The sequence below is a fragment of the Pantoea sp. AG702 genome, assembly GCF_003182295.1.
Lineage (GTDB): Bacteria > Pseudomonadota > Gammaproteobacteria > Enterobacterales > Enterobacteriaceae > Pantoea > Pantoea ananatis.
Map to the genome: position 1 here is coordinate 197538 of NZ_QGTU01000007.1, position 19155 is coordinate 216692.

A 19155-nucleotide genomic window follows, 5' to 3' on the forward strand; every position below is an offset into this window, starting at 1 on the left:
CGGCCAGGGTCATTCACTTACTTGTAAAGCGCTTTACCTGAACTGTCTTTGATATTGGCTTTCCATGCGGCACGGATCTGCTGAACTACGCTCTCAGGCAGGGTGGCATAATCCAGGGCGTTAGCCGTTTTGCCGCCGTCTTTATAAGCCCAGTCGAAGAATTTCAGTACTTCGGCACCTTTCGCCGCATTAGCCTGGTCTTTGTAAATCAGGATAAAGGTGGTTGAGGTGATCGGCCATGCATCATTGCCTTTCTGGAAGGTCAGATCCTGGGCAAACGATTTGCTCCAGTCTGCGCCTTTTGCGGCATTAGAGAAGCTGATTTCGCTTGGCGCAACGGCCTTACCGTCTGCATCCATCAGCTTGGTGTAGGTCAGGTTATTCTGTTTGGCATACGCGTACTCAACGTAACCAATGGAGCCTGGCAGACGCTGAACGAACGCCGCAACGCCGTCGTTACCTTTACCGCCCAGACCGGTTGGCCAGTTAACGGTGTTTCCTTTACCAATTTTGCTGTTCCACTCTTCATTCACTTTCGCCAGGTAGCTGGTGAAAACGAAAGAGGTACCTGAACCATCCGCGCGGCGCACCACGTTGATGTTGGTGTCTGGCAGTTTCACGCCCGGGTTCAGTTTAACGATCGCTGGATCGTTCCACTTCTTGATATTGCCGAGATAGATATCACCTACGGTTTTTCCGTCCAGCGTCAGTTGGCCAGATTTTACGCCTGGCAGGTTAACCGCCAGCACCACACCACCGATCACGGTAGGGAACTGGAACAGCCCATTCTTCTGCAGATCTTCGTCTTTCATAGGCGCATCGGACGCACCGAAATCAACGGTTTTGGCGATAATTTGTTTTACACCGCCAGATGAACCAATGCCCTGATAGTTAATTTTGCTACCGGTGGCTTGCTGATACTCTGCTGCCCACTTGGCATAAACCGGCGCCGGGAATGTACCGCCAGCACCAGTCAGATCGGTGGCTGCAAAGGCAGAAACCGCACTAACGGCAAGAGAGGCGGCGAGGATTCGGGCTACGGTGCTACGCATCAGTGTCATGTTCCCTCCAGGGGAGAAAAGTCAGGCTAAGTGCCTTTTTAGTAAGAGTCAGTGATTGCTGCAGGAGGGAAAATAGGACAGTTTAGTGACAGAAAAATGTAGTTAATATTACAGTTATATGACAGACACAATTATTGCTAATTTTTACAAGCCCACTATTGAAAAGGACATGTTCGATGAAATTTATGAAGAAGCTTCTGGTAGGCAATATCGTCGTCCTCTGTACGCTGGCCAGCGCCCAGGCGTACGACGTACCGCAGATTCATTCGGATGAATCTTTTGCAATGACAGATAACAGAGGCACTCTGGCCACAATTGATAGTGGTGGCGCGGTCAGACAAGCTTCTGTCAATGCTGAGGATGTGAGTAAAACGAAGGAGAATGTAGAGAAATTATTAAAAACGCAAGAAAACCAGACTGATACCCTCAACCAGCTCACACAAAAGCTCAGTAAAAATGAAGATACGATCAATAACCTGCAACGCTCACTCGATGAGGCTAACCGTAAAATCAGCGATCAGCAGCGCGTAATTGAGCAAGTCAGCAGCAAAATCAAATAAATGGAACGCGTGAATCCCTGGTGGGATTCACGCGTGAGAGGCTTTACTCGACCGTGACCGATTTCGCCAGATTACGCGGCTGATCCACATCGGTGCCTTTAATCAGGGCGACATGATAGGAGAGTAGCTGGAGCGGCACGGTATAGAAGATAGGCGCAATGGCCTCTTCAACGTGCGGCAAGGGAATGATCTTCATTCCCTCACTGTCACTGAAACCGGCATCCTGATCGGCAAACACGTACAGCAGACCGCCGCGCGCGCGCACCTCTTCGATATTCGATTTCAGCTTCTCTAACAGCTCGTTGTTCGGTGCCACCACGATGACCGGCATGTCAGCATCGATCAGTGCCAGCGGACCGTGCTTGAGTTCGCCCGCGGCATAAGCTTCAGCATGAATGTAAGAGATCTCTTTTAACTTCAGCGCGCCTTCCATAGCGATCGGATATTGATCGCCACGGCCCAGGAATAGCGCGTGATGTTTATCGGAGAAATCTTCCGCCAGATCTTCTATCAACTTGTCCTGCGCCAGCATTTGCTCAATGCGGCTTGGCAACGCCTGCAGACCATGAACAATCTCATGCTCTTTTTCTGCGGACATGCCGTTGAGGCGGCCGAGTTTTGCCACCAGCATCAGCAGCACGGTGAGTTGGGTGGTAAAGGCCTTTGTGGAGGCGACACCAATCTCAGTGCCCGCTTTGGTCATCAGCGCCAGATCGGATTCGCGCACCAGCGACGAACCCGCGACGTTACAGATAGCCAGCGAACCCAGATAACCCAGCTCTTTGGACAGGCGCAGCGCAGCCAGCGTATCAGCGGTTTCACCCGACTGAGAGAGGGTAATCAGCAGGCTGTTTTTACGCACAGCAGATTTGCGATAGCGGAATTCAGACGCGATTTCGACGTCGCAAGGGACGTTTGCCAGCGCCTCGAACCAGTAACGCGAAACCATACCGGAGTTATATGAGGTGCCGCAGGCAATGATCTGAACATGCTCAACCTTGCTGAGCAGGGCTTCTGCATTTGGCCCCAGTTCACTGAGATCCACTTCACCGTGGTTAAAACGCCCTGTTAAGGTATTTTTAATCGCATTCGGTTGCTCATAGATCTCTTTCTGCATGTAGTGACGATACTGGCCTTTGTCGCCCGCATCATACTGCACGCTGGACTCAATCTCTTCACGACGGACGTTATTGCCGTTGCCATCAATGATGGTGACATCACGACGGCTAATTTCAGCGATATCGCCCTCTTCCAGATAAATGAAGCGGCGAGTGACCGGTAGCAGCGCCAGTTGGTCAGAAGCGATAAAGTTTTCACCCACACCACGGCCAATGACCAGCGGACTTCCGGAACGAGCCGCCACCAGCAGCGACGGATCGCGGCTGTCCATAATCACCATGCCATAGGCGCCGCGCAGCTGAGGGATCACGCGCTGTACAACTTCACGCAGCGAGCCGCCCTGTTTCTGTTCCAGATGGACCAGATGCGCCACCACTTCGGTATCGGTTTCTGAGGCGAAGTGATAACCCTTCGCCATCAGCGCTTCACGCAGGGGCTCATGGTTTTCAATAATGCCGTTATGGACGATAACGATGTGCTCAGAAACGTGCGGATGCGCGTTGGCTTCTGAGGGCTCGCCATGGGTTGCCCAGCGGGTGTGAGCAATGCCTGTTCCGCCGACAAGGGGCTGTTCTTCAGCGGCAGCAGCCAGCATCTGAACCTTTCCCAGACGACGCAGGCGCGTTACGTGCCCCTGCTGATCGACGACGGCAAGACCGGCTGAGTCATAACCGCGGTACTCCAGGCGGCGTAACCCTTCTAACAAAATTTCTGCGATATCACGTTGTGCTACTGCACCAACAATTCCACACATAGTTATTTCCTGACTTCATGGCTGTTCGCCATTGCGTTGTCATATGACCTGATAGTCCGGCTTTGCCGGTTCCCCGAGCCTTGTAGAGAGTGGGGATTATAGTTTTGGCACTGCAAGCGGCCCGTTTATCACGGGCCGTAAAATTATTTTTTCTTCTGCGGACGTTGCCAACCGGCTTTATGGTTCTGTTCTTTACGGTTATAGACCAGATCGGCTGCAGAGACATCTTTCATTACCGTGGTGCCCGCTGCGATAGTCGCGCCTGCCGCCACATTGACCGGCGCGACCAGCTGCGTGTCCGATCCTACAAAGACGTTATCGCCAATGATCGTTTTGAATTTATTCGCGCCATCGTAATTACAGGTGATCGTTCCCGCCCCAATATTCACATTGGCACCAATCTCGGCATCGCCCAGGTAAGAGAGGTGACCCGCTTTGGACCCTTTACCCAGTCGGGCTTTCTTCATCTCGACAAAATTACCTACGTGCGCGGCCTGAGCCAGCTCACTTCCCGGACGCAGACGCGCAAATGGCCCTACGGTACAGTCTGCAGCCAGATTTGCATCCTCGATCACCGAATAGGGGCTGATATCACAGTCATCCCCGATAACGCTGTTTTTGATGACGCAGCCAGCACCAATTTTGACCCGGTTGCCCAGCGTCACCTGGCCTTCAATGATAACGTTGGTGTCAATTTCAACATCACGGCCATGCTGCAGGGTGCCACGCAGATCGAAACGCGCAGGATCGCGGAGCATGACGCCTGCCAACAGCAGTTTTTCAGCCTGCTCGCTTTGGTAAGTCCGCTCAAGCGTGGCCAGTTGCAGGCGATTATTGACACCGTCAGTTTCGCTATTGCGGGCCGGATGCACTGCATTAATCACCCGACCTTCTTCATGCGCAAGGGCAATAATATCGGTAATGTAGAATTCGCCCTGAGCATTATTGTTATTCAACTGGGACAGCCAGCGCTTAAGATCGCCGCCATTGGCGATCAGGATACCGGTATTGATTTCGTTAATGGTCAGTTGAGAAGGCGTGGCATCTTTTTGTTCAACAATGCCTACGATGGTGTCATTCTCGCGTACGATGCGACCGTAACCGGTGGGATTATCCAGGACGACCGTTAATAAACCGATACCGCCCGCGGGTTTTGCTTCGCGCAGACGCTGTAAGGTAGCTTCAGAAATCAGCGGGACATCACCATAGAGCATCATGATGTCTTCGTCATCGGAGAAGTGAGGGGCCGCCTGCTGCATAGCGTGGCCTGTACCCAGCTGCTCTGCCTGTAGCACCCAGTTTACTGTGCTGTCGTTTAACGTTGCTTTGAGTTGGTCACCACCGTGCCCATATACCAAGTGCACATGCTTTGCACCCACGCCCTTTGCGGCATCAATGACGTGCTGAACCATCGGTTTTCCTGCCAGCATATGCAACACTTTCGGCAGATCGGAATACATACGGGTGCCCTTGCCAGCAGCAAGAATCACCACACTCATCGCACTGTTAGACATATCTATCCTGACTGATTGTAGATTGAAGAAAGTTAAACGATTTAGCACTGAGATTACTACATTTTTCTCGGCCCGAAATTAGCCAGCATCCTTTTGCTTTACCGTCACGCAAAAAAAATGCCAACCCAATGGGCTGGCATTTCGTGACGCACAAAGCCGGATTACATCGCTTTTTTGGTCAGCTCGATCACGCGCAGTTTCGCAATGGCTTTCGCCAGTTCCGCAGAAGCCTGAGCGTAGTCCACGTCGCCGTGGCTGCTGTTCATATGCTCTTCTGCTTTACGTTTTGCTTCCAGCGCACGCGCTTCGTCCAGATCGGTACCGCGAATCGCGGTATCGGCCAGAACGGTGGTGCTGCCAGGCTGCACTTCCAGCACGCCGCCAGAGAGGTAAATAAACTCCTCTTCGCCGTGCTGTTTCACGATACGGATCATTCCAGGCTTAATGGCAGTCAGCAACGGGGCATGGCCAGGGAAAATCCCCAGTTCACCTTCGCTACCTGACACCTGAATTTTCTGTACCAGACCAGAGAACAGTTGGCTCTCTGCGCTGACAACATCCAGGTGATAAGTCATAGCCATAATTTTCCTCCTGGGAAACCGTTATTACAGTTTCTTCGCTTTTTCGACCGCTTCTTCGATGGCGCCAACCATGTAGAAGGCCTGCTCTGGCAGGTGGTCAAATTCACCTTCCATGATGCCTTTAAAGCCACGGATGGTGTCTTTCAGCGTTACGTATTTACCTGGAGAACCGGTGAACACTTCTGCTACGAAGAACGGCTGAGACAGGAAGCGCTGAATCTTACGCGCACGTGCCACCAGCAGTTTGTCTTCTTCAGACAGCTCGTCCATACCCAGGATGGCGATGATGTCTTTCAGTTCCTGATAACGCTGCAGCAGTGACTGTACGCCACGTGCAACGTCGTAGTGCTCCTGACCCACAACCAGTGGATCCAGCTGACGGCTGGTGGAGTCCAGCGGGTCAACGGCCGGGTAGATACCCAGCGAGGCGATCTGACGGCTAAGGGTAACTGTTGAGTCTAAGTGAGCAAAGGTGGTTGCTGGTGACGGGTCAGTCAAGTCATCCGCTGGCACGTATACGGCCTGTACGGAGGTGATTGAACCTGTCTTGGTGGAGGTAATACGCTCCTGCAACACACCCATCTCTTCTGCCAGCGTTGGCTGATAACCTACCGCAGATGGCATACGACCCAGCAGCGCGGATACTTCCGTACCGGCCAGGGTATAACGGTAGATGTTGTCGATGAACAGCAGAACGTCGCGGCCTTCATCACGGAATTTCTCCGCCATGGTCAGACCGGTCAGTGCCACGCGCAGACGGTTACCCGGCGGCTCGTTCATCTGGCCATACACCAGCGCAACTTTATCGATAACGTTGGAGTCAGTCATTTCGTGGTAGAAGTCGTTACCCTCACGAGTACGCTCACCCACGCCGGCAAATACCGAGTAACCTGAGTGCTCAGCCGCAATGTTACGGATCAGCTCCATCATGTTTACGGTTTTACCTACACCCGCACCACCGAACAGACCGACTTTACCGCCCTTAGCGAACGGACACATCAGGTCGATAACCTTGATGCCGGTTTCCAGCAGTTCCTGCGAGTTAGACTGATCTTCATAAGAAGGCGCAGGGCGGTGAATAGAGGAAACCTCTACTGCGCTGCCGTCTTCTTCTGTCAGGTCGCCTTTCATGTCGATAGGCTCGCCCAGCACGTTCATGATACGGCCGAGGGTTGCTTTACCAACCGGTACCTGGATCGGTTTTTTCAGGTCGGTGACTTCCAGACCGCGCTTCAGGCCGTCAGAAGTACCCATGGCGATAGTACGAACCACGCCACCACCCAGCTGCTGCTGAACTTCCAGCACCAGACGAGCATCACCATTCTTAACCTCAAGAGCGCTGTACACTTGCGGTACTGCATCCTGAGGGAATTCGACGTCAACTACGGCGCCGATAATCTGGACAATCTTTCCAGCTGCCATCTTGAATCCTCTACCTAATTCCAAACCTGGTTAAACCGCGGAGGCTCCCGAGACGATCTCGGTAAGTTCCTGGGTGATGCTGGCCTGACGAGCTTTGTTGTAAACCAACTGCAGCTCTTTGATCAGATTTCCGCCGTTATCGGTTGCAGCTTTCATTGCTACCATACGTGCGGCCTGCTCACTGGCCAGGTTTTCCACCACACCCTGATAAACCTGCGATTCGACATAGCGACGCAGCAGCGTATCCAGCAGCGCTTTCGGATCGGGCTCGTACAGGTAATCCCAGGTCTTCGCCTTCATCTCTTCTTCACCTTCCGCTGGCGGTAACGGCAGCAGTTGGGTAATGGTCGGAGTCTGAGACATGGTGTTGTTGAACTTGTTGTTAACAATGTACAGCTTGTCGATGCGGCCTTCATCGTAGGCCTGCAACATCACTTTTACCGGGCCGATAAGATCAGACAGCGCAGGCTTATCGCCCATGCCAGTGACCTGTGCCACAACATTGCCACCAACAGCGCCGAAGAATGACACGCCTTTCGATCCCACAATGGCCAGATCGCTCTGTACGCCTTTGTCGGACCAGGCCTTCATCTCTGCCAGCAATTTTTTGAACAGGTTAACGTTCAAACCACCACAAAGCCCGCGGTCAGTCGAAACGACCAGGTAGCCGACGCGCTTAACGTCGCGCTCATCCAGGTAAGGGTGCTTGTATTCCAGATTCCCCAGTGCAAGGTGACCAATCACTTTGCGCATGGTATCTGCATACGGACGGCTGGCCGCCATGCGTTCCTGCGTTTTACGCATTTTGGAGGCGGCGACCATTTCCATCGCTTTGGTGATCTTCTGCGTATTTTTTACGCTTCCGATCTTGGTACGTATTTCTTTTGCGCCGGCCATTAGCTTCTCCTCAAAGCCTTGCGGCTTGCCCTTTCAGACAAGCCGCCAGACATTACCAGGACTGGGTTGCTTTAAACGTTTCGAGGAGGCCTTTCAGCTTCTCTTCGATATCGTTATTGAAGTTACCAGACTGGTTGATTTCAGCCATCAGCTCGGCGTGATCGCGATCTGCGAACGCCAGCAGAGCAGCTTCAAAGCTACCAATTTTTGCCAGCTCAACGTCGTTCAGATAGCCGCGTTCCGCTGCGAAAAGCACCAGACCCTGCTGCGCAACCGACATCGGCGCATACTGTTTCTGCTTCAGCAGCTCGGTCACTTTCTGACCGTGGCTCAGCTGTTTACGGGTTGCATCGTCCAGATCAGATGCAAACTGGGAGAAGGCCGCCAGTTCACGATACTGCGCCAGCGCGGTACGAATACCACCGGACAGTTTCTTGATGATCTTAGTCTGAGCAGCACCACCCACACGGGATACAGAGATACCCGGGTTAACAGCAGGACGGATACCGGAGTTGAACAGGTTAGATTCCAGGAAGATCTGACCATCAGTAATCGAGATTACGTTGGTCGGAACGAACGCAGAAACGTCACCCGCCTGAGTTTCGATGATTGGCAGCGCGGTCAAAGAACCGGTCTGGCCTTTCACTTCACCATTGGTGAAGCGCTCAACGTAGTCAGCGCTCACGCGTGATGCACGCTCCAGCAGACGAGAGTGGAGATAGAACACGTCGCCTGGGAATGCTTCACGGCCTGGTGGACGGCGCAGCAGCAGAGAAATCTGACGGTAAGCAACAGCCTGCTTAGACAGGTCATCGTAAACGATCAGCGCATCTTCACCGCGGTCACGGAAGTATTCGCCCATGGCGCAACCTGCATACGGAGCCAGATACTGCAGTGCAGCAGACTCAGACGCAGAGGCAACAACAACGATGGTGTTAGCCAGCGCGCCGTGCTCTTCCAGTTTACGTACCACGTTAGAAATGGTTGACGCTTTCTGACCAATCGCAACGTAGACACACTTGATGCCTGAATCGCGCTGGTTGATGATGGCGTCGATAGCCATTGCGGTTTTACCGGTCTGACGGTCACCGATGATCAGCTCACGCTGGCCACGGCCGATTGGAATCATCGCATCGACAGATTTGTAACCGGTCTGAACAGGCTGGTCTACGGACTGACGGTCGATAACACCTGGTGCAATCACTTCGACTGGCGAGAAGCCGTCGTTGTCGATCGCGCCTTTACCGTCGATAGGTGCACCCAGGGTGTTCACCACGCGGCCCAGCAGGCCACGGCCAACCGGTACTTCAAGAATACGGCCAGTACACTTGACCTTCATGCCTTCGGCCAGGTCAGCATACGGACCCATCACCACCGCACCTACAGAGTCACGCTCGAGGTTCAGGGCGATAGCGTAACGGTTTCCCGGCAGGGAAATCATCTCACCCTGCATAACATCGGCCAGGCCGTGTACGCGGATGATACCGTCACTTACAGAAACAATAGTACCTTCGTTGTGAGCTTCACTCACGACATTGAACTGAGCAATGCGCTGCTTGATCAGTTCGCTGATTTCGGTGGAATTCAGTTGCATATGCTCCAGTCCCCTTAAGACTGCAAGACGTCAGCCAGACGGTCAAGACGGCCGCGTACGCTGCCATCAATAACCAGATCACCCGAACGGATGATCACGCCTGCCATCACAGACTTATCAATTTTGCAATTCAGCTTAACTTTGCGTGACAGACGTTTTTCCATCGCGGCGCTGATTTTAGTCAGCTGGTCGTCACTCAGCGTGCTGGCAGAAATAACATCCACTTCGGCAGTCGCTTCATAAGCGTCTCGCAGTTGAATGAATTGCGCCAGTACAGCCGGAAGCGCTGTCAAACGTCCGTTTTCCGCCATCACCTTAATCAGGTTCTGTGCGGGTTCATCCAGTTGATCACCACAGACTGCATTAAACGAGGCAGCCAGCGCTTCGGGTGCTAATGCACCTGAAAGCAGGTCGGCCATCTGTTCATTGGCAGCCACTTCTGCGGCAAACGCCAGCATCTTTTGCCAGCGTTCAATACTTTGATGCTCAACAGCAAAGTCAAAAGCTGCTTTGGCGTAGGGGCGAGCTACAGTAATCAGATCAGACATCAGCCCCTCCCTCCTTACAGTTCAGCGACCAGTTTATCAACGATGTCGCTGTTAGCAGCTTCATCCACGGAACGTTCGATGATCTTCTCGGCGCCAGCCATTGCCAGCAACGCGACTTGCTTACGCAGTTCTTCACGTGCACGCTTGCGTTCGGCGTCAATTTCAGCCTGCGCTTGTGCAACAATGCGAGTACGTTCGTTATCAGCTTCAGTCTTGGCTTCGTCCAGAATCTGCGTGCGACGCTTGTTCGCCTGCTCGATAATGACCTGAGCTTCCTCTTTCGCTTTTTTCAGCTGGTCGGTCGCATTAGCCTGCGCGAGATCCAAATCTTTCTTCGCGCGTTCAGCAGAAGCAAGGCCTTCAGCAATTTCTTTCTGGCGCTTTTCGATGGCAGCCATAATCGGTGGCCATACGTACTTCATGCAGAACGCGACAAACAGGATGAACGCGATGGCCTGGCCGAGGATTGTTGCATTAATGTTCACAGCACAATGCCTCTAATTAAGTATTTAACTTTTCTGCCGCTATCAACGATAAACGGCAGAATCCGTTCACTCTCGCACCAGGTACGGAGTGAACACAGGGGCTTTAGGCGACAGCAAACATCACGTAGAGGCCCAGACCAACAGCGATCATTGGGATTGCATCCACCAGACCCATTACAACAAAGAACTGCGTACGCAGCAGAGGAATCAGGTCAGGCTGACGAGCAGCGCCTTCCAGGAATTTTCCTCCGAGGATGCCGATACCGATCGCAGCACCGATTGCCGCCAGGCCCATCATCACAGCGGCAGCCATGTACAGCAGATCCATATTCAGGTTTTCCATGACAGTCTCCAGTTTGTTTCAGTTAAACGCGTATTGTTGAGAAAAAAATCAATGTTCTTCAGATGCCATCGACAGATAGACAATCGTGAGGACCATGAAGATGAAAGCCTGTAGCGAAATGATCAGGATGTGGAAAATGGCCCAAGGCACATTCAGAATCCACTGTGACCACCACGGCAACAGACCGGCAATAAGGATAAAGATCAGTTCACCCGCATACATGTTACCGAACAGTCGCAGACCGAGTGAAACCGGTTTGGACAGCAGGCTAACACCTTCCAGAATAAGGTTGATGGGGATAAAGATCGGGTGATTAAAAGGCTGCAGCGTCAGCTCTTTCGTGAAGCCGCCAATGCCTTTCATTTTGATGCTGTAGAACAGAATCAAAATAAATACGCCCAACGCCATGGATAGCGTGATGTTCACGTCTGCAGAAGGTACCACGCGCAGCGCCGGTAACCCCAACCAGTGCTCACCAATATAGGGCAGCAAATCGATTGGCAGCAGATCCATGAAGTTCATCAAGAAGACCCAGACAAAAATCGTCAGAGCCAGCGGGGCGATAAGTTTGCTCTTACCGTGATACATGTCGCGCACGTTGCTATCAACGAAACCGACAACCAGTTCGATAGCCGCCTGCATTTTCCCTGGCACACCGCTGGTGACGCTTTTCGCCACGCTACGGAACAACACCAGGAAGATAACTCCCAGCACCAGAGAGAAAAACATGGAATCGATATTTAATACCCAGAACGTCGCGGGAGCGTCGTGAGCATTCACTAACTCGAAGGTACGCAGGTCCAACTGAAGATGAGTCAGGTGGTGACCAATGTACTCTTGCGGAGTAGAGATTTCTCCTGCAGCCATGATGCCTCTTACCCTTTGTTGTTAATTACCGCCGGTGCCAACATCTGAACGACCAGCACCGATAACCAGGTGATCCCGACCGGCCAGAAGACCGCATCGAATACACCCAACGCCACAATGAGCAAAATAATGGTCGCGAACACTTTGGCTATTTCCCCCAAAGCGAAGCTCCACGCGACGCGCCCCGAAGCCGGAGTTTGCCCTTGCAGGCGCCAGGCTATAAACAAGAACAACACGTTTGGCAGCCAGGCTGCCATTCCGCCAGCAAGAGCAGAGCCGCCCCAGGTGACATCTTTCAGGGCAAAGAGTGCACCGACGATGACGATGGTCACTAGCTGAATCACCAGCACCGTTCGGGCGTATTTCACACTGTAAAGAGACACTGACATGACGCTGATACTCTCCTGCCCCTATAGGGGTATGTCGCGTGTCGTATAAGACTGCCTTTGTGCATTTGAGTCAAGTAGCAAAAGCCGTGCAAATTATACGGGCCGTACCTGTGATTTCAATCGTTAAGTAACGAAAAGGTGAACAATTATCTAAATTTCTTTCCGAATGACTATTTTTCAAAAGATACTGAGCAGCCCGTTTCGGATAAAGCCGTAAAAAGTTCCGCAGCAACTCAGTTTTAAAGCGTGCTTTAGATCACATAATAAGCATTCGCACCGCGTTATGTTTTATTAAGACCCAATTATCCGAACGCAAAATAAGGGATAAAAAACCTTATTATCAATCAGTTAAAAAGCAATATACCGTAACGTTTTTTTGTTCCCGATGAAAATGGTCTATTGACATCGAAGTCTCCTTCAGAATCGTAAAAAGCCTATTACTCTTGCCGAAAGGCGGGTGGCCTTAAATATGATTAATCGCGGTGCGCACCGGTAAAACGCCAAAAACTCGTGATTATTTTGATAAAACTTTGTGAAATAAAAGTTAAATGTGAAAAAGTTTTTCAGATAATTTCCGCGTCAGGATTTAACAACGTGAGCCGGAAAAGCAGAGTAGATGACCCAAAGACCATCGCATCTTTGGTTACATGGCACCGCGCGTTGATACGCTTTACGGTGCCTGAATGCGCTATGGCGTACTGTTCCTGGCAACGATAACCAGATGACGTTCGCCTTCCAGTTGGGGAACCTGAAGTGAAATCACCTTGTCCAGCGCATAGCCCGCAGGCAGGCTGGCGATTTCCTCATCCGGCCGCACGCCTTTAAGCGCATAAAAACGGCCATTTTCCGCGGGTAAGTGATGACACCAGCTCACCATATCCTCCAGCGACGCAAAGGCGCGGCTGATCACCCCATCAAATGGCGGTTCGGAAGGAAAGGCTTCGACCCTGCTCTGGACCGGCTCGATATTTGTGAGTCCCAGTTCATGCTGCACCTGCCGTAAAAAACGTACGCGTTTACCCAAGCTGTCCAGCAAAGTGAAATGTGCCTCCGGCATCACAATGGCCAGCGGAATGCCAGGTAAACCGGGCCCGGTGCCGACATCAATAAAACGTGAACCCTGAAGATGTGGCGCCACCACGATGCTGTCGAGGATATGGCGAACCAGCATCTGCTGAGGATCGCGTACCGAAGTCAGGTTATAAGCTTTATTCCATTTATCCAGTAGCCCTACATAGGCCACCAGTTGCTGTTTTTGTTGATCGGAAAGGGAAATTTTGGCCGCTTGCAGCAGCGAAGTGAGTTTGTTGATCACAGCATCAGTCCAGTCAGCGGAGGCGGAAAATCCCGCCCCGGTTCAGATCAGGCGCTTTTGCGCAGCAGACCTTGTTTTTTCAGGTAAATCAGTAAAATTGAGATGGCCGCAGGCGTGACGCCTGAGATGCGTGATGCCTGGCCGATTGAAACCGGTTTATGATCGTTAAGCTTGGCGATAACTTCATTAGAAAGGCCACTGACCTGACGATAATCAAGCGTGGCTGGCAGCAGCGTATTCTCATTACGCAACTGACGATCGATCTCTTCCTGCTGACGCGCAATATAGCCTTCGTATTTTACCTGGATCTCAACCTGTTCAGCAGCCTGTTCATCCGTCAAAGCAGGGCCAAAAGCATCAAGTGCCATCAGCTTCAGATAGGTCATTTCAGGGCGGCGTAACAGATCTTCAGCACTGGCTTCCTTCGTCAATGGAGAGCTGGTAATGGTATTCACCGCCTCAACATGTTCGGACTTAGGGTGCACCCAGATATCGCGCAGTCGCTGGCGTTCCTGCTCGATCGCTTCAAGCTTCTGGTTGAAGCGCGCCCAGCGCGCATCATCCACCAGGCCGAGTTCACGCCCGGTTTCCGTTAAACGTAAATCTGCATTGTCTTCACGCAGCATCAGGCGATATTCGGCACGTGAGGTAAACATGCGGTAAGGTTCTTTAGTGCCGAGAGTGCAAAGATCGTCGACCAGTACCCCGAGGTAAGCCTGATCGCGACGCGGTGCCCAGCCCTCTTTGTCAGCAGACTGACGCGCGGCGTTAAGCCCCGCCAGCAATCCCTGTGCTGCCGCTTCTTCGTAGCCTGTGGTGCCGTTAATCTGACCGGCAAAAAACAGGCCGTCGATAAATTTGCTTTCCAGCGTGAGTTTTAAATCGCGTGGATCAAAGAAGTCATACTCAATGGCATAACCCGGGCGCACGATCTTCGCATTTTCCATGCCCTGCATTGAACGAACGATCTGCATCTGTACGTCGAATGGCAGGCTGGTTGAGATACCGTTGGGGTAGATCTCATTGCTGGTCAGTCCTTCAGGCTCAAGGAAGATCTGATGCGAGTTGCGATCGGCGAAGCGCATGACTTTGTCTTCGATCGACGGACAATAACGTGGCCCGATCCCTTCGATGATCCCCGCATACATGGGGCTACGATCGAGGTTATTACGGATCACATCATGTGTTTTTTCATTGGTATAGGTCATCCAGCACGGCACCTGCTGTGGGTGCTGTCCGGCATTGCCCATGAAAGAGAACACCGGCATCGGGTTATCGCCATGCTGCGGGGCAAGTACGCTAAAATCGATGCTGCGTGCATCAATCCGTGGCGGTGTACCGGTTTTCAGGCGGTCAACGCGCAGTGGCAAAGCACGCAGGCGTTTTGCCAGAGGGATCGACGGCGGATCGCCTGCACGACCTCCGCTGTAGTTATCCAGCCCGATATGAATTTTTCCGTCGAGGAAGGTACCCACGGTAAGCACGACCGTTTTGGCACGGAATTTCAGGCCCATTTGGGTTACCGCACCGACAACGCGATCGTTCTCGACGATAAGATCGTCAACGGCCTGCTGGAAGATCATCAGGTTTGGCTGGTTCTCCAGCGCAGTACGTACCGCCTGACGATAGAGTACGCGGTCCGCCTGAGCACGGGTCGCCCTTACGGCAGGGCCTTTACTTGCGTTTAGTATCCTAAACTGAATACCCGCCCGATCGATTGCACCGGCCATCAAACCGCCTAAGGCATCCACTTCCTTTACCAAATGTCCCTTACCGATGCCACCGATGGCCGGGTTGCAGGACATTTGTCCCAGCGTATCGATGTTATGGGTCAGTAACAGGGTTTGCTGACCCATTCGGGCTGCTGCCATGGCAGCTTCCGTGCCCGCATGACCACCACCAATAACGATGACGTCAAAAGGATCTTGATAAAACATGAAGTGGTACCTCGTTGATGAATAGTCAGAGATCGTTCTCTCTGGGCCGTGGATTCTACTGAAATTATGGCTGAGGTGAAAGCAGCGGGATCGACAGGTATTAAAAGAAAAGATCTTAATTCTTTGTATGATCTTTCTGTTAGATCTCTTATTAGGATCGCCATCTCTTGTGGATATCTGCGAAAAGCACAGGATAAACAAGTGCGTAGCGAGGATCGTTACCTGTTAATGATCGGTGATCCTGATCCGTATAAGCTGGGATCAAAAGAGGACTTTATCCACAGCTCATAAAGTAAACTCCAGTTGTTCTTTGGATAACTACCGGTTATACGCAACTAAACAGGGTAGTTATCCACAAAATAAAAGACCAGATCCGGGGAAAAACAGTATCTTCTGCTGGGGATCGTCGTGATTTCCCGATCCCTGACCGGCTCAGATCGCGTCTTTCCAGGTCATCACCCACTCTTCAGCCGGATCTTCGGGGATCTCATGTTGCAGAATATCAATTTCCAGCCTTTCGCCGATGCGCTGTGCGCCACAGGTAATTAACAGAGCGTCAAGATTGCGTATCGCACCACAAAACAGATCGTATTCATGGTTGCCGATGCCGACTGCGCCAAAACGCACGGCTGACAGATCGGGACGGCTTTCCTCAATGGCGTCATAAAAAGGTTGCAGATTATCAGGCAACTCTCCGGCTCCGTGGGTAGAACTCACGACCAGCCAGATCCCCTGCAGGGGCACATCATGAAGCTCAGGACCATGTAGCATCTGCGTTGAGAAGCCCGCTTCCTGCAGTTTTTCTTCGAGATGTTCAGCAACATATTCGGCGCTGCCTAAGGTGCTGCCACTGATTAACGTAATGTCGGCCATCGTGCTCTCCTGAGATCAAGGTGAGCATTGTACGCTGTGATCAAGCGGTGATCCACCTGTGGAAAACAAGGTTATTAGTTTTGACAAGGGCGATACAGCCGTTGTCAGGCGGCCGATCGTTAAAGGATAAGATTGTGCACAAGCGGATGGAAAGATCAGGGCTTGATGGTTCGCATGATGGGGTTCTGCAGGGAGATCAGGGTTTCTGTTGACTGGATTTCATCAATCGTCTGGATCTTGTTAATCAATACCTGCTGGAGAGCATCGATAGATCGACACATGACTTTAATAAAAATACTGTAATGCCCGGTGGTATACCAGGCTTCAACGACTTCATCCAGCGCGTCCAGTTTACTCAGCGCCGCCGGGTAATCACGGGCGCTTTTGAGAATAATGCCGATAAAACAACAGACATCAAAGCCCAACTGGCGGGGATCGATCTCAACCCGCGTTCCCAGAATAATGCCTGCCTGCTTCATTTTTTCGACACGGACATGAATGGTTCCCGGGCTGACGTTGAACTGTTTTGCCAGTTCGGCATACGCGGTGCGTGCATTTTCCAGTAGTGCATTCAGGATCCCCCGGTCAAGGTTATCCAGTTGCAGATGTTCGGGCATGATCGTCCTCGTTATCGTTTTTCTTCAATGAACTGAGGAGAATGTGCAGCAAAATAACGTAACTGGCAACACACCGGCAGCGGCATAAGCCGCTGCCGGTTGCCTTAACGTTTACGCCACAGAGTGACCTGCGCGAGCGTATGCTGGAATTTACGCGCCGTTTCACGGATGACGAATGGCATATCCTGTGGTGAACCTATTTGCTCAAAGTCGGCGGCCAGCAACCGTTGCAGTGCCTGCAGGGTGGTCAGGGCTTCTCCATTTTCACGTACGCCGCCCAGCCAGTTTTCCTTCGGGGTAAAGGCTTCAAGCCACGTGTAAGGTGACGACAGCACTAAGATCCCACCAGAACGCAACATGGGCGTGACGTCCTGAAGAAAACGTGCCGGCTGACGCAGGCGATCGATCAGGTTCGAGGCCAGGACCAGATCGTAACGTGCTGGCTGAGGTTTCATGTTACAGGCATCGCCCTGAACAAACTGAATGCGCTTCGCTTGCTCATTGGTGATAGCAAAGTCCTTAAGTCGTACCTGACGGTATTCCACCAGATCGCCTTCTTCAGGCACCACGTAGCGGAAATCTTCGCCAGTGGTGAGCTGGAGCGCCACATCAATAAAGCGGGCCGAATAATCCATGCCGGTGACATGCTCAAAGTGGCGGGCCAGTTCGAAGCTTGCCCGGCCCGTGGCGCAGCCAATATCCAGCGCCTCTCCCCGATTCTGGCTGTGCGACAGCGCCAGTTTGACCAGGGCTTCTGCATAGTTATCGACGCCGAAATAACGAGGGCCATACTGGAAATCGAGGTACTGAGAAACCATGCTGTCGGTTTCATAGGGGTTTAAGGCCATGGTTTCCTGGTGGGAAGAAATCACATAGCGAAAACCCGCATGCTGGAAAAAGTGACGGCGGAAGGCATAACGCGATGATTTGATCGCCTCATTGCCGGTGGAAATCCAGCTTCCACCTTTTATAAGTGAATGCTTACCGTCAAAGGTGGGCGTTGAGAAATCGTCATAGAGCGGATGGACTTTAAAGCCTTCAAAGCCATTGGTTGGGGTGGTTGTCCATTGCCAGACGTTGCCCACGATGTCGTAGAACTCCCCCTGCGGGAACCGATCGACCGGGCAGGAAGAGGCCCTGTAAGCCAGATTAATATTGCCTGGCGCCTGCTGCCAGTCTGGCTGATCGCCTTCGACCTGTTCGCGCAGTTGATACCATTCCGCCTCACAGGGTAGCTGGACTGACTTACCGGTTTCTTCCGCTTTCCAGCGACAGAAGGCCGCGGCCTCCAACTGATTGACCTCAGCTGGCCAGTCCCACGGCATGGGTACCTCTTCACACATCAGTCGGAGTTTCAGCTGATCGGGCATCGAAGCGTTACCCACCCAGAAGGTGGGCATTTCTGCCTGTGCAAACTGGCGCCAGCCCAGGCCTTCTTCATCCCACCAGCGGGATTCCTGATAGCCACCAGCCTGCACAAATTCATAAAACTCTGCGTTACTGACCAGCATTTTGCTGGCCTTGAAAGGCTTTAGCTCAACCTGCTGAGTACCGTACTCGTTGTCCCAGCCATAGGTATCATCGGTTTTACCAAGCGTGATGTGGCCACCGGGCAGGGAGACCAGTGCGTTGGTGGGCACCAACTGACGATCGCGGCGCGCTTCCGCGCAGGCTGGCCACTGCGGTTGAGGTTTCACCCATTCGACCGGCAGCTGACGGATCAGCACGCTGGAGGTTTCCAGGTGAATTCGTTCATGCTCAATCCCCATCAGGATCACCCAGGCCGGGCTGTCCCATGTGATGGGCAGTTCAAGCGGCATCTCCTGAATAAATTGTGTCACTAAGGCTTTTACGCTACCGCGATAGTCGCGAACGGCTTCTACAGAAGGCCAGTCGTAGTGGTTGTCGTTGAGATCATCCCAGCTCATTTCGTCCACGCCAATAGCCAGCATGGCTTCGATGCGATCGTCAATGCGGTCATCGATATAACGTCCAGCCATTAACTTGTTAATGTAGAACGTGGCGGTGTGGCCAAAGTAGAAGATCAGCGGATGGCGCAGGGGAATCGCTTTCGTAAACCATGCGCGCTGATCGTTGAGGCAGGTAAAGAGATCTTCGTACAGCGCCCATGTCTGACTAAAGTAAGCCAGCAGCTCGGCACGTTTTTGTTCGACATTTTGGCCAGAGAGCATCAGCGTCCGGGTTGGCGCAGGTAAATCGCGATGGGGTTGAACGGTGTTCACAGGACACTCCTGATTGCTGAATAAGTAATTGCAGAT

At 52.3% G+C, this 19155-nt stretch carries 18 protein-coding genes; 1 reads left to right on the forward strand and 17 read right to left on the reverse strand.

Features of this window, described 5'->3' with window-relative positions:
* Positions 1-17: 17 nt before the first annotated feature.
* Positions 18-1061: a phosphate ABC transporter substrate-binding protein PstS gene (gene pstS / locus DFO57_RS17975; RefSeq protein ID WP_014332963.1), complete on the reverse strand. Its 1044-nt coding sequence runs from the start codon at positions 1059-1061 to the stop codon at positions 18-20.
* A gap of 176 nt (positions 1062-1237) precedes the next feature.
* Here pstS and DFO57_RS17980 point away from each other — a divergent pair, with 176 nt between their 5' ends.
* A complete protein-coding gene (locus DFO57_RS17980; protein WP_014332964.1) occupies positions 1238-1621 on the forward strand; it encodes a hypothetical protein in 384 nt (127 codons plus the stop codon).
* 43 nt (positions 1622-1664) lie between these two features.
* Here DFO57_RS17980 and glmS read toward each other — a convergent pair whose 3' ends face one another.
* From glmS to ovoA, 16 genes are all read right to left on the reverse strand, one after another.
* Complete coding sequence (gene glmS / locus DFO57_RS17985) at positions 1665-3494, reverse strand: glutamine--fructose-6-phosphate transaminase (isomerizing) (RefSeq protein WP_014332965.1); 1830 nt, start codon at positions 3492-3494, stop codon at positions 1665-1667.
* Positions 3495-3637: 143 nt separating this feature from the next.
* Positions 3638-5008 carry a bifunctional UDP-N-acetylglucosamine diphosphorylase/glucosamine-1-phosphate N-acetyltransferase GlmU gene (gene glmU / locus DFO57_RS17990; protein ID WP_110015562.1) on the reverse strand — a complete coding sequence of 457 codons (1371 nt, stop codon included), beginning with the start codon at positions 5006-5008 and terminating at the stop codon, positions 3638-3640.
* A 161-nt stretch (positions 5009-5169) separates the two neighbouring features.
* A complete protein-coding gene (locus tag DFO57_RS17995) occupies positions 5170-5589 on the reverse strand; it encodes a F0F1 ATP synthase subunit epsilon (protein WP_013023936.1) in 420 nt (139 codons plus the stop codon).
* Between the two features lie 24 nt (positions 5590-5613).
* Positions 5614-7011, reverse strand: coding sequence for a F0F1 ATP synthase subunit beta (gene atpD / locus DFO57_RS18000; protein ID WP_014332967.1), 1398 nt, complete (start codon positions 7009-7011; stop codon positions 5614-5616).
* Positions 7012-7041: 30 nt separating this feature from the next.
* Entirely contained in the window at positions 7042-7908 is an 867-nt protein-coding gene (atpG, locus tag DFO57_RS18005; RefSeq protein WP_006121201.1) for a F0F1 ATP synthase subunit gamma, read from the reverse strand.
* A 52-nt stretch (positions 7909-7960) separates the two neighbouring features.
* Positions 7961-9502, reverse strand: a complete 1542-nt coding sequence (gene atpA / locus DFO57_RS18010; RefSeq protein ID WP_013023934.1) for a F0F1 ATP synthase subunit alpha — start codon at positions 9500-9502, stop codon at positions 7961-7963.
* Positions 9503-9516: 14 nt separating this feature from the next.
* Positions 9517-10050 carry a F0F1 ATP synthase subunit delta gene (gene atpH / locus DFO57_RS18015; RefSeq protein ID WP_006121199.1) on the reverse strand — a complete coding sequence of 178 codons (534 nt, stop codon included), beginning with the start codon at positions 10048-10050 and terminating at the stop codon, positions 9517-9519.
* A 14-nt stretch (positions 10051-10064) separates the two neighbouring features.
* Positions 10065-10535, reverse strand: coding sequence for a F0F1 ATP synthase subunit B (gene atpF, locus DFO57_RS18020; protein ID WP_013023933.1), 471 nt, complete (start codon positions 10533-10535; stop codon positions 10065-10067).
* A gap of 103 nt (positions 10536-10638) precedes the next feature.
* On the reverse strand, positions 10639-10878 hold the full coding sequence (gene atpE, locus DFO57_RS18025) for a F0F1 ATP synthase subunit C (RefSeq protein ID WP_003849523.1): 240 nt from the start codon (positions 10876-10878) through the stop codon (positions 10639-10641).
* A 48-nt stretch (positions 10879-10926) separates the two neighbouring features.
* Positions 10927-11745 (reverse strand): F0F1 ATP synthase subunit A, encoded by an 819-nt coding sequence (gene atpB, locus DFO57_RS18030; protein WP_013023932.1) that lies wholly within the window; start codon positions 11743-11745, stop codon positions 10927-10929.
* An 8-nt stretch (positions 11746-11753) separates the two neighbouring features.
* On the reverse strand, positions 11754-12134 hold the full coding sequence (gene atpI, locus DFO57_RS18035) for a F0F1 ATP synthase subunit I (protein ID WP_014332968.1): 381 nt from the start codon (positions 12132-12134) through the stop codon (positions 11754-11756).
* 688 nt (positions 12135-12822) lie between these two features.
* Positions 12823-13449, reverse strand: a complete 627-nt coding sequence (rsmG, locus tag DFO57_RS18040) for a 16S rRNA (guanine(527)-N(7))-methyltransferase RsmG (RefSeq protein ID WP_014332970.1) — start codon at positions 13447-13449, stop codon at positions 12823-12825.
* Between the two features lie 47 nt (positions 13450-13496).
* Positions 13497-15386, reverse strand: a complete 1890-nt coding sequence (mnmG, locus tag DFO57_RS18045; protein ID WP_029569302.1) for a tRNA uridine-5-carboxymethylaminomethyl(34) synthesis enzyme MnmG — start codon at positions 15384-15386, stop codon at positions 13497-13499.
* Positions 15387-15818: 432 nt separating this feature from the next.
* Positions 15819-16259 carry an FMN-binding protein MioC gene (gene mioC, locus DFO57_RS18050; protein ID WP_013023928.1) on the reverse strand — a complete coding sequence of 147 codons (441 nt, stop codon included), beginning with the start codon at positions 16257-16259 and terminating at the stop codon, positions 15819-15821.
* Between the two features lie 155 nt (positions 16260-16414).
* Entirely contained in the window at positions 16415-16876 is a 462-nt protein-coding gene (gene asnC, locus DFO57_RS18055) for a transcriptional regulator AsnC (RefSeq protein WP_013023927.1), read from the reverse strand.
* A 104-nt stretch (positions 16877-16980) separates the two neighbouring features.
* On the reverse strand, positions 16981-19119 hold the full coding sequence (gene ovoA, locus DFO57_RS18060; RefSeq protein ID WP_199226578.1) for a 5-histidylcysteine sulfoxide synthase: 2139 nt from the start codon (positions 19117-19119) through the stop codon (positions 16981-16983).
* Between the last annotated feature and the right edge of the window lie 36 nt (positions 19120-19155).